The organism is Idiomarina zobellii (assembly GCF_900100855.1).
GTDB classification, from domain to species: Bacteria; Pseudomonadota; Gammaproteobacteria; order Enterobacterales; family Alteromonadaceae; genus Idiomarina; species Idiomarina zobellii.
The window spans coordinates 19,381-33,062 of sequence record NZ_FNCB01000013.1 but is presented as its reverse complement, the minus strand read 5'-3'; the positions used below and the strand labels follow the sequence as shown (position 1 = coordinate 33,062).

The following is a 13,682-nucleotide window of genomic DNA, read 5'->3' as shown; positions in this document are numbered from 1 at the left end:
CCGGTTCCATGAAATGCCATGGTATCGTATATTTTTAAAGACACCAGTATAAGACGTTATGCGTCAATTTATGTCGCACAAGGAATGCTATGGAAATTTTTATCGCGGTATTTTTCTTTGCGTTTTCAACCACGATTACGCCAGGCCCAAACAATATAATGATCATGTCTTCTGGTGTTAATTACGGCGTAAAGTCGAGTTTGCCGCACTTCCTAGGCATTTGCTTTGGCTTCCCGGCTATGGTGCTGGTGGTCGGTATGGGCTTTGGCTCGGTGCTTGAGCAATTCCCGTTGCTGCACCAAATGATAAAAATTGCCGGTACTCTCTATTTGCTTTGGCTCGCCTGGGTTATTGGTTCGCAAACGCCCAAAGCAATAGAAAAGGGCGACCGTAAACCACTGACGTTTTGGCAGGCGGTGCTTTTTCAGTGGGTAAACGGCAAAGCTTGGGTGATGGCAACGGGTGCCGTGGCCGCTTTTACTACAGTCGCAGGTTCTCTTTGGCTAGAAGTTATTGAAATTACGGCGGCGTTTTTAGCAGTTGCTTTTCCCTGTGTTGGCGTATGGCTTGTTGCCGGTGCTGGCTTGCGTCAACTACTGACCAACCACACAGCACAGCGCATCTTTAATGTTTCAATGGCGCTTTTATTGGTCTTTTCTGTATTACCGGTCGTATTTGATATTTGGACGTTTTACACAGACTGAACAACTCTTCAAATAACACAAAAATAACATTTACCTTGTGTTGTGTCTATGCTTAACTGACAGAGTAAACGGTCGGAAGGATTCATGGACGCCATAAATACTCAAGTTACTTTTAACCAATTAATATCTGAGCTTTCGTCTCGTTTGATTAACAGCGAGCCTGCAGAAACCTACGAGTGCATTGAGGAAGTTATAGAGGCATTTGGCAGCTATGCCGGAGCCGATCGATGCTATGTGTTTGAGTTTGACGACGCCGTAATCAACATGACAAACACTCATGAGTGGGTTCGCGATGGCTTTGAAGCACATATTGAAGACCTTCAGTCTGTTGGCATTAACGACCTTCCTTGGTTTTTTGATGAAATAAAAACTCATCAAATATTCATTGTAAACGACATAGAGTTACTACCTCCCGAAGCAAGTGCTGAAAAGCAAGAGTTTAAGCGTGAGCACATCAAATCGGTAATATGTGTCGGTATTGTCGCCAAACATCAACTGTTGGGCTTTGTTGGTTGTGACAAGGTTCAGGAGCAACATCGCTGGACACCGGAAGAAGTGCGTTGTCTCAAGTTAGTCGCCAATATCATTGCGAACACTATGGAGCGACAACGAACATACTCTGAGCTTATTCACACACAAAGAGAACTCGAAAAAGCGAACCGTTTACTGCAAGCTCAAGTGTCCCAGGATGGTTTAACCGGCATTGCTAACCGCCGCGCCTTTGACGAGCGCATTCACAACGAAATTCAGCGCTCGATGCGTGAACAGTCGCCATTAAGTTTGCTGATTATCGATATCGATCATTTTAAGTCATTTAATGACAGTTACGGTCACCTGCAAGGTGATCAAGCACTAAAGTCTGTTGCTAATGCGATGTTCGATTTATTCCAGCGCAACACCGACTTTGTTGCTCGTTATGGTGGAGAAGAGTTTGTCGCTGTTATTTCAGCAACAAATAAAGAAAAAACGGAAGCCAGTATCCATCATCTGCTTGAATCAATTCGAGCACTACAAATTCCCCATGAGAACTCAGAAATAGCCCCCTATTTAACAGTGAGCATTGGCGGCTACCTTCATACACCAAAAACCGATGAAAGCATCGGATCACTAATAGATACGATGATAGCCAAAGCAGACTCAGCGCTTTATCGCGCCAAGTCCGATGGTCGTAACAGAGGGTATTTAGACGACTAGCGTTATTGTGCTAACTGCTCCTGAAGCTCTTCGTCGTTAACGTTTTTAAGTTCTGCCAGCAGTTGTTCTGACGTTTCTGTATCGCCCTTTAACGCTAATAACTGTGCTTTTCTGAACTGTGCCCAGTGGGGCTCAGGCAAGTTCTCTAACGACGCTTTCTCCAAATAATTATTGAGAGCAGCAATGCCTGCATCAATATGACTCTCGGCTAAAACGGCGGTCTTTCCTATCTGATACAACGCCATACTGACTGCAGAACCGTCATCTGAGATGCCATTTACCGCTCTGCCAAACAGCTTGAGAGCCGTATCAAATTCTTCTGCGCGCTGTTTCTGTAGACCGGCATAAAGCAAAACATCCGCATTATCAGGGTGTGCTGCTATGGTTTCTTCCAGCAGCGATTCTGCTTCTGTCATCTTTTCATGCTTACGAAAATAACCAACTTTAGCGAGCGCGCCTTGTGCCGGGTCTAACGCCATCATTTTCTCAATTTGAGCCAATGCTTTCTCGTCATCACCGCCGGCAATAGAGGGCGCCATTAAATAAAACTGCATTAAGGCTCTGCGATATTTAATACTGTCAGGCGCCAGCTCAACCGCTTTCTCAAAGGACTCTACCGATTTGCCGGCATAGCTCATCGCACTGAAAAAGGCATTTTGCGCCTGTTGCGCCATAACCACGCCGCGCGTGTGCCAAGCTTCAGCGTTTTTCGGTTCTTTTTTTACCCATTCTTCAACGCTGTCTTCAGCACTATCGAGTGAGCCATCAGCCAACTGCTGCTGAATAACCTGCTTCGTTTCCACCTCGGCATAAACGCCGGGCGCAAAAATTAATGTTGTAAGTAAGAATAAAAGCCACCTCACGAGAGCTCTCCTTGTTCGTATTTTTGTGACCATAAAAATATAAGCACCGTACCTACAACACCCGGCACTACCCAGAATAACAATTGCCACTGCCCCAAGTGAGCCAGCACATGACGCGCGCCAAAGGCAAAAAACGCCGTATAAACCGCTATACCTGAACCACACATGGAACTTAAGTGCTCTATCAACCAAGCATTCTTCTTAACTGAGGGCGAAAATGCAAAACGCAACATTTGATACACGTTTACTAACCCTAAAATGCCAAAAATAATGTGTAACCAAGAGCTGACAAACTGAATAGCAGGCGTATTCATGCTCTGCCATAGCAACACCAGAGACATCACCGCTAAACAGGCAATCATCGATAAGTAACTGAGTGTACGCAAATTATCGCGACTTCGTTTCGACCGCAAAACCACCATTGCGTTCCAAACCGAGGCAAAGGTAAATACAGACAGGAACAACAGTAGAGTCCAAAAGAATCGAATACCTTCGGTAACCGCCTCGGGACGCTGGCTGTTTTGAATGATATTCGCTTTGAAGTATTCGGGAGCAACTAACACCATAACGGACATAACTATGGCCGAAATAGCAACGGTGTTCATGGTCCAGACATACGCCTTACCAAATCGGCGATGATTCAAGGCACCTTTTTTGGTTATCACCGGGATCCAAAATAGCGCCATAGCGATGGCCCCAAACACGATGTGTAAATAGAGTAAAAAGCTGTGTAGCGTCAACATAAAAAGCCCTCCTGTTTTTATACAGGTTAGAGCGGTTCAACGGTGTCAGTTAGTGCAAGAAGTCACTTTATGAAACGTGACTTTTGGCCTATTGCGAAATACCGAGCTGCGGGCATACTTAACGCATGAATATAAAATCTGTTACTTCCAAATACTTAGATCATGAGCAGTGGGTTGCAGTGCTGTCCTGGGTTGTGCTGTCCTCGTTTTGTCTCTATTTACTGGGCCAAAGAGAGCAAACACCTTTCTTCAGTTCGCACTGGATTATTTCCGCGGTACTTTTTTTGGTCTTCATTGTGTGCTTTACAAAAGCCACACGGGAGCAGCCTTACAAAAACGAGCCTTGGCTAAGGGTAAGTCTTATGGTTGTTCAGCTGGTGGCAATTTATAGTCTTTACTATGTAGTACCTTATAGCTTTGTCGCCATATTGATGACCATTTATGTTGCTCAGCTGCCCTATTACACCAGTATCCAGAACTCCGTTCTTCTCTCTATTCCGCTATCGGTTCCATTATGGTTGATTTACCAGTTTGGCTGGGGCGACAGTTATGCTTGGATATCCGCCATTCTGTTTTGGGCATTTAATTTGTTTTCCATTGTAACCATGGGCACCCGGCTGAGAGAAACAGAGGCACTTGAACGAGAGCAGGCAATAAACCGAGAACTTCGCGCAACACAAATGTTGCTGGAAGAAGCCAGTAAACAAAACGAACGTACGAGAATTGCTCGTAATATCCATGATTTAATAGGCCATCACTTAACGGCTCTTTCTATTAACTTGCAGGTGGCTTCCCGAAAAGCCAACGATGACCTAAAGCCGACGTTAGAAAAGAGCCAGAGTATTACCAAGTTATTGCTCTCCGATGTTCGTGAAGCGGTTTCCGATTTACGTGATTCGGCCGTGCTGGACATTGAAAATGCATTACAATCTCTTTCTTATCACTCGGCGGACAAGCGAGTTGAGGTGGTTTGCCAGAAAAACCTTGGTATTCAATCCATCGATATTGCTGACGCTGTTCTGAGAATATCGCAAGAAGCAGTGACCAATTTCCTGAAGCACTCCAATGGTGATCGTCAGAGTATTTCTTTATCTCGGCAGGGAGATAAACTCTGCCTTTTTATTGAAGATAATGGGTCTACTCAGCATTTTAAGGGCGGAAGTGGACTGACCGGTATGCAAGAGCGCGCCGATGAAATTGGTGCTGATTTGAGCGTGCAGACAAAGGGCAGAGGCTTTAGCATTCAGCTAACGCTTGAGGGTGATGTATGAACATTAACGTTCTGTTAGTTGATGACCAAACATTAGTTCGGGAAGGTCTGAGTTCGCTCTTGTCACTATCCGACAATGTTACCGTTGTCGCGCAGGCTAGCTCTGGCAGAGAGGCGGTTAGGCTAACGACAGAGAGTGAACCTGATGTAATTCTCATGGATATTCGCATGCCTGACTTGAGTGGTATTGAGGCCGTCGAGCTTTTGCGAACAAAAGGCTTCCAAACACCGGTTTTAATGCTGACAACCTTTGATGACCACGAATCTATAATGAAAGCCATTCAAGCCGGCGCCGAAGGCTACTTATTAAAAGATGTGTCGCTGGAGGTGTTGGTTGGCGCTATTGAAGCTTTAGCCGATGGTAAAACCTGGCTTCAGCCCGCTATCACTGAACGTATCGTGCAAGGCTTAAAAGAAAGCAAAGCGCCTGAAAATGATAATAAACAGACTCTGGTTGAGCCGCTGACAGATAAAGAAATTGCCGTTTTACGGTTAATAGCAGCGGGGCTCAGCAATAATGAAATAGCGGAAAGCTTGTTTAAATCAACCGGGACCGTTAAGAATCAAGTGTCGTCACTTATGGCCAAGCTCGGGGTACGTGACCGCACCCGAGCTGTGTTAAAGGCCATTGATTTAGGTTTATTGTAAGTTAGGCGTTCTTCTGCTTTTCAACCCATTGGTCAACACGACGCTCCAGAATATGCAGCGGCAATGCGCCACCACCCAAAACGGTGTCGTGGAAGCCACGGATATCAAACTTATCGCCCAAGGCCTCTTTGGCTTCTTCACGCAGTTCCAGAATGCGGATCATGCCAATTTTGTAGGCCGTTGCCTGACCCGGCATGACCAGGTAGCGACGAACTTCTGAACGCACAGCGCCTTCAGCAATCGGCGTGTGCTGCTGGAAGTACTTAACCGCTTCCTCTTCAGTCCAGCCTTTAGCGTGCATGCCGGTATCCACAACCAAGCGCACGGCACGCCAAATTTCGGTGGTTAAGCGACCAAAGTCAGAGTAAGGGTCTTCATAGGCCCCCATTTCCTTGGCTAATTGCTCTGAATATAAGCCCCAGCCTTCACTGTAAACCGTAAAGCCAGCCTGAGTACGGAATTCTGGTACCGACTCCAGTTCCTGAGCAATAGAAATTTGCATATGGTGACCCGGGTTACCTTCATGATAGGCAATGGCTTCCATTTCATTTTTCGGCATGGAGCTCATGTCCGACAAATGCGCATAGTAAATGCCCGGACGCTCACCGTCAGGCGAACCAGGGTAATAATGCTGGGCCGCACCGTCTTGTTCACGGAAAGGTTCAACCCGTTTCACCACCAAGTCGGCTTTTGGCAAAATACCAAAATATTCAGGCAGCTTTTCATTAATGTACGCCAGATATTCGCGCGAATCTTCCAGATACATTTCAGCGCCTTCGTCGTTGTTCGGATAGAAGAAGCGCTCGTCGGTGCGGATATAATCAAAGAAGTCCTGCAAATCGCCATCAAATTCAACTTTCTCTTTAATCGCGATCATCTCATTAGTCAGTCGCTCGACTTCACTCAGGCCTATCTCATGAATTTCATCAGCGGTTAAGTCAGTCGTCGTGTAGTTGGCCAAACGGGCGTTATAGTAAGCTTCGCCGTTTTCCAGACGATGCACGCCGGTGGCGACTTCGTCGGTGTTTTCAATGTCACTTTCCAAAAAGCTGATTAAGGCTTCGTAACTTGGGCGAAAACGCTCCAATAGCGCTTTACGCACTTCTTTTTCGTATTTGTCGGCTTGTTCAGCGGAGATCGCATCATTTTCCTGAAGCGCACTGAGCTTGTTTTTAGCATCTTCCAGTAAGCTTGAGTCACCTTCTTCATCAAAAGGGGCACCTGAAGTCAGGCCTTTTGCCTCTTTAATAACCTGCTCATACGCAGATCGGGGAGCACGAACGCCGTTCTCAACCTGCTTCTTCGCGCGCTGCAATAATTGCTCAATAGCCGTTGCGCCACCCTTAATACGAGAAATGTAGGCTTCCATATCTTCCGCATCATCAACCCGGTGGAAGTTAATTAAAAACTGGGGCAAGAAGGTGTGTGCGCCACGCATTTGGTCAAACACGTAGTCCATGCCACGGAATTCCGCATTACGCTTGGCTTGTTCGTATTGGTAAACCCAAACGTCGTAAGACGTCTGAGCTTCGAGGTTCAGCTTGTCGTAGTCAAAGTTCGCTTTTAGCTCTTCAACGCTATTTTCCAGCCACTGCAGCTGCTTTTTCTCAGCAGCGACGGTCATGTCATCAATGTCGCCGTAGCGATCTTTACGGCCCAGGAAGGTCATTTGAATAGGGCTTTGTTGAAGCTGTTCTTCGTACTTTTCTTCAAACCACTGGTTCAGGCGCTCAGTTTCCGACTGCGCCGTTTGCTCAACCGCCGTTTGTGAATTTTGTTCAGAATTGTTTTGCTGCGGTTGTCCGCAGGCCGTTAATAAGCTCAAAACAGCCAGGGCGACAATGGAATAACGCATAGCAGTGTCCTTTATTCTTCTTTTGATACAGGAAGAAAAACTATAGCGTGCTTGTTACACTAATGGAAATGCTTAAATTGTAACCGACTGTTTTATGGCGAAACCCAACAAGAAAGGGCCGGTTCGCACCGTGCAGATTTCTTGTCTGCAGTGCAAAACGCCCATATTTAAATACAGAAAGGGTGGTAAAGGCGCTTTGGTAAAATGCTTTATTGAGCGCATTGTTGAAGATCACACCACCAAACCGTGCCATTGTCCTGGTTGTGGGCAGGAGTTTGCACGCGAGACCATGATTCGCGGTACCCCTGCCTACAAAATTATTGGCGGCAAAGTTCACTCAAAGTAGGCGAATAATGACAGCTTCTATTACCGAAAAAACTAAACACGCGTATTCTCGAGTGGCCGAGCAAGCAAGCTCGTCTCTGCTGCGTCAGCCACAACGGAGTATGGCGGATGAGCTGCACTTATTAGCCGATGAGATCAAGCAAAACGAAAAACGCGATGTCTACGGTAGTGGCGGGCTTATTAATGATTTTGAAGGTGAGGTGGCTAAACTGCTGGGCAAGCCCGCCGCCTTGTTCTTACCAACCGGGACCTTAGCTCAGCCACTGGCGTTACGTATTCATGCTGACCAACGCCAACGCAATGGCGTTGCTTTACACCCGACCTCGCATTTAATGCTACACGAGCAAATGGGCTTTGAAGCACTGTGGGGACTTAACGGTACAACAACAGGTGAAGCAGGCAATACAATCACATCAGAAGACTTGAAAAACGTTCAAACTGCCGACCTTGGTAGTGTACTGTTAGAGCTGCCAATGCGCGAAATTGGCGGTCAACTGCCAAATTGGGACGACTTAGTTTCGCAATCGGAGTGGGCTAGAGCTAATGATATTGCCATGCATTTAGACGGCGCCCGACTTTGGCAAGTGCCGGCAGCTTATGACTGTTCGCTAGCCGAAGTCTGTGAGCTGTTTGACTCCGTTTACGTCAGTTTTTACAAAGACTTAGGTGCTATTTCTGGCGCTGTACTTGCGGGCTCTGAAGCTTTTATTGAACAAGCTAAAGTCTGGGCTCGTCGAGCCGGCGGCAATGTTATTACTCAGTATCCGCAGATAATCTCTGCACGCCGTGGCTTACGAGAAAACCTTCCGCTTATGGGTGATGCTGTGAGTTACTCTCGGGCGTTAGGTGATGCGCTCAATGAGCTGAATGGAATTCGGGTCAACCCCGAAAAACCGCAAACCGCCATGTTTCACCTACACTTCGCTATAAACGCAGAAGACTTGAGTAAAAAAATCATTGATTACGTCAACAACACCGGTGTAGTTGTTTTGCCGCTGCCACGAGCCGAAATAAACGGCGAAGCGATTTGTGAAATACCAATTGGGAGAAATGCAATGTCGCAGCCCCACAGTTTCTGGCTACGACATTTTAAAGCGTTTATAGAAACACTTTAATGGTGATTCTCGTGCTCTTCGTCATGCCCGTTTTCATGGTGCTCAGCATGCTTACCTAACACATGATTCAGTGTTTTAAGGTAGCTTTTACCAAAGCCTTCAACACGTTGTTTGTTCATGGCCTCTGAGCCTAAATGCACTTCTTCCAATGAGTTTGCTGCAACGTCCAGCTCTTTACTCAGACGTGCTAAAGCGACTTCCAGTGTGTATGTCAGTTCATGCACTTTTGCCATATCTTCCGGCGGCATGTCACCTTCAATAATTTTCTGCAACTCTGCATTGTACTTCGTCAGGTTCATAATTGCCTGTTCTAAATTTTCAGAAGCCTCAGGCTTAAAATGCTGGTAACGCTGCTCGTCATCGTTGTCACTGGCCGTTGCGGTTACATTAAAAAGCAGTGCTGCGCCTGCTAGTATCATTGTTAACGCTTTCATAAAAACCTCATTAGTTGTTAATGGTTCTCATTATTGTTCAAATGTCCATTTTTTACAAGCTGAATGAATGCGAACCTGATATTCTTAGCTTGATGTATATCAAGGAGTGACGCAATGTTTTCGTGGTTCGAGCGCCGATTAAACCCTTTCCCTGCGGAGGAACCCACTCAGGCTCCTACCGGCTTTTTTGCTTTCTGCTGGCATTATACGAAAGGGGCAACCCCCTTCCTTGCCGTTACGGCGCTACTTATGGCTGCCATTGCCGTAGCTGAAGTCTGGCTATTCGGCTTTTTAGGGCAGATTGTCGACTGGCTTGCCGCTCAGGACAAAGAAACCTTGTTAAGCGACCAGTTCTGGCCGCTGTTAGGCATGAGCGCACTGGTTTTGTTAGGTTTGCCTCTGTTGGTCTGGTTCCACTCCTTACTGACCCACCAGACACTGCTTGGCAACTTCCCTATGCGTATCCGCTGGCTGGGCCACCGCTACCTCATGAAGCAATCGATGAGCTATTATCAAGACGAATTTGCCGGCCGAGTTGCAACCAAGCTCATGCAAACAGCTCTGGCATTGCGCCAGTGCATTATGACCTTTATTGAAATAGTGAACTACGTCGTCGTTTATTTTCTGGGGATGTTTGTCATTATTGGCAGCGCCGACTGGCGAATGATGCTGCCGCTTGCCTGCTGGCTCGTACTTTATGCGCTACTGCTGCGTTATTTTGTACCCAAGCTAGGCAAGGTATCGGCAGAGCAGGCCGACGCCCGCTCTATCATGACCGGTCGCATTGTCGACTCTTACACTAATATACAGACCGTTAAGCTGTTTTCGCATTCTCAGCGCGAAGCGGCGTTCGCCCACGACGGTATGGATACCTTTTTGGGTACAGTGCATAAGCAAATGAGGCTGGTCACTCAGCTTTATGGGTTTCTTTATTTTATAAACTGCGCTCTGCTGTTCAGCTCAGCCGCTACCGCTATTGTATTGTGGATGGATAATGCCGTTACCCTGGGGGCGGTTGCCGTGGTCATTGGCCTGGTTCTACGCTTATTTGGTATGTCGCAAATGGTTATGTGGCAAATGTCGACGCTGTTTGAAAGCATCGGTACTGTGCAAGATGGTATAGGCTCGATAGCGGTTCCTCAGCGTATTGTTGACGAACCTAACGCCCCAGCACTTACTGTCACACTAGGAGATATTCACTTCGACCACGTACAGTTCCATTATGGCAAAGGCCATGGGGTTATGGACGACTTCAACTTACACATAAAACCAGGCGAAAAGGTCGGCATTGTGGGACGCTCTGGTGCGGGTAAATCGACCCTGGTGAACCTATTGTTGCGCTTTTACGATGTTGAAAGCGGTGAAATTCGTATTGATGATCAGGCCATTCATAAAGTGCAGCAGGACAGTCTGCGCGCTAATATTGGAATGGTCACTCAGGACACCTCGCTGTTGCACCGCTCTGTACGTGACAACATTTTATACGGTCGCCCGGATGCGACCGAAGAAGACTTAATGAACGCAGTGCGCCGCGCCCATTGTGAAGAGTTCATTGCAGAATTAAGTGACAGTAAAGGACGCAAAGGGCTGGATGCTCATGTCGGTGAGCGAGGTGTGAAACTGTCCGGCGGTCAACGCCAACGCATTGCCATAGCTCGCGTGATGCTTAAAGACGCACCCATTCTCATTTTAGATGAAGCCACGTCAGCGCTCGACTCCGAGGTAGAAAACGCCATTCAGGAAAACCTGTATCAGCTAATGCAGGGCAAAACCGTTATAGCTATTGCTCACCGCTTATCGACCATTGCCGCAATGGACAGGCTGGTAGTGATGGATCAGGGGGCAATTATTGAGCAAGGCAGCCACGAACAGCTGCTTGCCCAGGATGGTTTATACGCGAAGTTGTGGCGCCACCAGTCTGGCGGCTTTTTAGCAGAAGAGACTTAGATTTCCAGCGCTTCACCTGATTCCACTTTTGCGAACTTCACGTTTAGCTCAAGTAATCGTCGCTTACCTCTCGCCGTCATGTCGGTAACAAACTGAAACTGCTGCCGAGGGTCAATTGGGTAGGCTTTTAAGCGGTACTTGGTGCCCCAGGGTTGCTCGGCGGCGGTTACGGCTATTGGTTTCCCGAGCTGCAGGTATGGGCTGGTTAACGCAACTTCTTCCAGCGCGTCGCGAATTTGATAAGCATCTGCCTCTGGCCGGGTGTAAAACTCGGCAATGCACATTAGACTTGGACCGCCGTTATTGGCGTTGTGTATTAGGTTATCCCACAACTTCAGGTGCGGCACCCAAATAACCGTGTCATCGTTAGTCACCAGCTCAACCGTACGCATGCCTATATGCACAACCTCGCCATAACTGCCATCGACTTCTATCCAGTCTCCGGGTCTGTAGGGCATTTCGTGAATAGCCACGATTCCGGCAATGAGGCTACTGACGTAATCCTTTAATGCAAAACCAATGGCTAAGCCTGCGGCACCTAACACCGCAACCATGTTTTGTAATGTGGGCTCTATAACCAGAGGGACTATCATGACCAGGGCTAATACCAGAATCACAATTCGTAACATAGGTACCAGCGCCAGTGTGTAAAGCCTTTGCTTGCCGTGCAGGTGCGATGCGACCCAGGGTATCAACTTCTGAGTTAGCCATACTAAGCCCACGGCTACGGCGATAATGATGACAATTTCTAAAATGGCAAATGTGTCTAGCGACTTAAATATGCCAGCAACATTTTTGACTGATTCAGTTTCCATTTTTAAGCACCCTAGAATTTATCAAGCCAAAAGCCACGAGAGGCCAAAAAGTCTCTAACAACCGGATACCCTCGCGCAGTTATGTACCAAAGGCTGTCCTTAGAGGCAGTGTCCTGCTTTGAGATAAGTGACTGCTGTTGCAAAATTTGCAGCTCTATCTGCAGTTGGCTCGCTGAAACAATAGGCAATACTTGAGCAAGCTGACGGCTAGTTAGGCCATAATGAACCAATAAGGCGTAGCATACGAACGCAGTGGCATCTTCCACCACTTGTGGCAACTGCGGCAGCTCAAAAGCTTTATCGCTATTGCGGTGGTAGCGATCAGAGTATGCGGCGGCGATACCCGGATTACCTCGGCTGAGCGCTGCCAATGCCCGTAAACGCCCCTCGCCGCGTGCCAGCCCTATTTTTTCCAACGCCTGGTCGTCGAGCCCTTGCAAAGTCCACAGTTCAGAAACCGGCACTGGCCAAACTTTTTCTAAAAATGCCCATGCCCAGCTGTCACAAACAATGAGTCCTTTGCCCGCTTCTCCCGACAAAGCTTCTGCGAAAAACTCACGAGTCCAGCGCAACCCATTGGTTTGTCGTAAAAAGGTATGAGCCAATTGCGGCATTAGCCACACTTTGGTTTTGGTGAATTTAGGAGAGGGCGGGTCACTCGGTTGGCACAGTGTATCTCTGTCGGGCAGCTTCATTGTCGATACATTGTTCTGCTGCGCCCAGTGCTGAATGGCTTCAGCAACGCCGGAATGAGGCGGCGCAATAACCCAGCGCAAACTGTTATCATCCTTGTCATTCAGCCAGTCTGAAAATACGCTGTCTAATTCCTTTATTGCCTCATCCAGCTTTAATTCGAACGCGTTTTCATGCTCGTCTTGTTCGTCATTTTCTGATTCTGGAGATAACCAATGGGTAAAATTTTGCCACCATTTTTTAACAGTAATAACGGTCGGAACCGCAGGGCGTTCAAACTCGTTAACTGTTACCCATTGCCAGGCTTTTTTAGGCGCTTCAGCCATAGTTGTTTCCCTGTTATGTTCGCCAGAAAATAACTTCCTATCAGTCGATAATAGAGTGCCTTTGCGCAGAGTCCAATGAAAAAATATCAAAAAGCCTCTTGAAAGCAATTTTGCCAGTACACATATAAAGGGTAAGGCTGGTGTCTCAAAGAGAGCCGCCTTGTAACGACACACGCTGTGTCAATTTATTAACCATTTAACAGTTATTGCTTCTAAGGAGAATGACTATGGCAACTATCGACTTAAGCCCTCTATATCGTAGCAGTGTAGGTTTCGACCGTATGGCATCTTTGCTGGATTCGGCACTACGCTCAGATACTGGTGCAACTGGGTATCCTCCCTACAACATTGAATTGGTAGCAGAGAACCAATACGCCATTACCTTGGCGGTTGCTGGTTTCGAGGATAGTGACTTAGAAATTGAAGTAGAAAACGGCGTTCTTCGTGTGACCGGTAAAAAAGCCGAAGAAAACGAAAAACGTGAATTTCTGCATCGCGGCATTGCAAACCGTGCCTTCGAACGTAAGTTCAGCTTAGCTGAACACATTGAAGTCACTGGCGCTGCTTTGAAAAACGGTCTGTTGACTATTGGCTTAGTGAAGAACATTCCCGAAGCCATGAAGCCAAAACGCATTAGCATCGGCAGCTCGACCAAAGATCTGCTGGAAGATCGTTCTAAAAGCAAAGAAGAAAGTGCTGCGTAAATTTATGCACTGGATGAGGGGCGGTG

At 47.2% G+C, this 13,682-nt stretch carries 14 protein-coding genes; 8 read left to right on the top strand and 6 right to left on the bottom strand.

The annotated features are described in order from the left end of the window. The first annotated feature begins 89 nt into the window (after positions 1-89). Positions 90-704, top strand: a complete 615-nt coding sequence (locus tag BLT32_RS10375) for a LysE family translocator (protein WP_053953449.1) — start codon at positions 90-92, stop codon at positions 702-704. Positions 705-788: 84 nt separating this feature from the next. Beyond that, a complete protein-coding gene (locus BLT32_RS10370) occupies positions 789-1,898 on the top strand; it encodes a sensor domain-containing diguanylate cyclase (RefSeq protein ID WP_053953450.1) in 1,110 nt (369 codons plus the stop codon). A 2-nt stretch (positions 1,899-1,900) separates the two neighbouring features. On the opposite strand, the gene BLT32_RS10365 is transcribed toward BLT32_RS10370, so the two are convergent. Then, positions 1,901-2,761: a tetratricopeptide repeat protein gene (locus BLT32_RS10365; protein ID WP_053953451.1), complete on the bottom strand. Its 861-nt coding sequence runs from the start codon at positions 2,759-2,761 to the stop codon at positions 1,901-1,903. After that, positions 2,758-3,504, bottom strand: a complete 747-nt coding sequence (locus BLT32_RS10360; RefSeq protein ID WP_053953452.1) for a DUF2306 domain-containing protein — start codon at positions 3,502-3,504, stop codon at positions 2,758-2,760. The genes BLT32_RS10365 and BLT32_RS10360 overlap by 4 nt, the downstream gene beginning before the upstream one ends. Positions 3,505-3,629: 125 nt before the next feature. Between BLT32_RS10360 and BLT32_RS10355 the strand changes: the two genes are divergently transcribed. Both BLT32_RS10355 and BLT32_RS10350 read left to right on the top strand, forming a co-directional pair. Next, positions 3,630-4,775 (top strand): sensor histidine kinase, encoded by a 1,146-nt coding sequence (locus BLT32_RS10355; RefSeq protein ID WP_053953453.1) that lies wholly within the window; start codon positions 3,630-3,632, stop codon positions 4,773-4,775. Beyond that, positions 4,772-5,422 carry a response regulator gene (locus BLT32_RS10350; protein ID WP_053953454.1) on the top strand — a complete coding sequence of 217 codons (651 nt, stop codon included), beginning with the start codon at positions 4,772-4,774 and terminating at the stop codon, positions 5,420-5,422. Before BLT32_RS10355 ends, BLT32_RS10350 begins: the two co-directional genes overlap by 4 nt. A gap of 1 nt (position 5,423) precedes the next feature. Here BLT32_RS10350 and BLT32_RS10345 read toward each other — a convergent pair whose 3' ends face one another. After that, on the bottom strand, positions 5,424-7,277 hold the full coding sequence (locus BLT32_RS10345; RefSeq protein WP_053953455.1) for a DUF885 domain-containing protein: 1,854 nt from the start codon (positions 7,275-7,277) through the stop codon (positions 5,424-5,426). 94 nt (positions 7,278-7,371) lie between these two features. On the opposite strand from BLT32_RS10345, the gene BLT32_RS10340 reads away from it, so the two are divergent. Then, the gene (locus tag BLT32_RS10340) at positions 7,372-7,623 is read left to right on the top strand and encodes a hypothetical protein (RefSeq protein WP_053953456.1); all 252 of its coding nucleotides are present in this window, start codon (positions 7,372-7,374) and stop codon (positions 7,621-7,623) included. A 7-nt stretch (positions 7,624-7,630) separates the two neighbouring features. Further along, positions 7,631-8,737: a threonine aldolase family protein gene (locus BLT32_RS10335; protein ID WP_053953457.1), complete on the top strand. Its 1,107-nt coding sequence runs from the start codon at positions 7,631-7,633 to the stop codon at positions 8,735-8,737. On the opposite strand, the gene BLT32_RS10330 is transcribed toward BLT32_RS10335, so the two are convergent. Further along, entirely contained in the window at positions 8,734-9,171 is a 438-nt protein-coding gene (locus BLT32_RS10330) for a DUF6746 family protein (protein WP_053953458.1), read from the bottom strand. The genes BLT32_RS10335 and BLT32_RS10330 overlap by 4 nt on opposite strands. Positions 9,172-9,285: 114 nt before the next feature. On the opposite strand from BLT32_RS10330, the gene BLT32_RS10325 reads away from it, so the two are divergent. Next, on the top strand, positions 9,286-11,118 hold the full coding sequence (locus BLT32_RS10325; RefSeq protein WP_053953459.1) for an ABC transporter ATP-binding protein: 1,833 nt from the start codon (positions 9,286-9,288) through the stop codon (positions 11,116-11,118). On the opposite strand, the gene BLT32_RS10320 is transcribed toward BLT32_RS10325, so the two are convergent. After that, the gene (locus BLT32_RS10320) at positions 11,115-11,933 is read right to left on the bottom strand and encodes a mechanosensitive ion channel family protein (RefSeq protein ID WP_053953460.1); all 819 of its coding nucleotides are present in this window, start codon (positions 11,931-11,933) and stop codon (positions 11,115-11,117) included. The genes BLT32_RS10325 and BLT32_RS10320 overlap by 4 nt on opposite strands. Positions 11,934-11,944: 11 nt before the next feature. After that, entirely contained in the window at positions 11,945-12,952 is a 1,008-nt protein-coding gene (locus tag BLT32_RS10315) for a hypothetical protein (RefSeq protein ID WP_053953461.1), read from the bottom strand. A gap of 227 nt (positions 12,953-13,179) precedes the next feature. Between BLT32_RS10315 and BLT32_RS10310 the strand changes: the two genes are divergently transcribed. Then, the gene (locus tag BLT32_RS10310; RefSeq protein WP_053953462.1) at positions 13,180-13,656 is read left to right on the top strand and encodes an Hsp20 family protein; all 477 of its coding nucleotides are present in this window, start codon (positions 13,180-13,182) and stop codon (positions 13,654-13,656) included. The last annotated feature ends 26 nt before the right edge of the window (positions 13,657-13,682 follow it).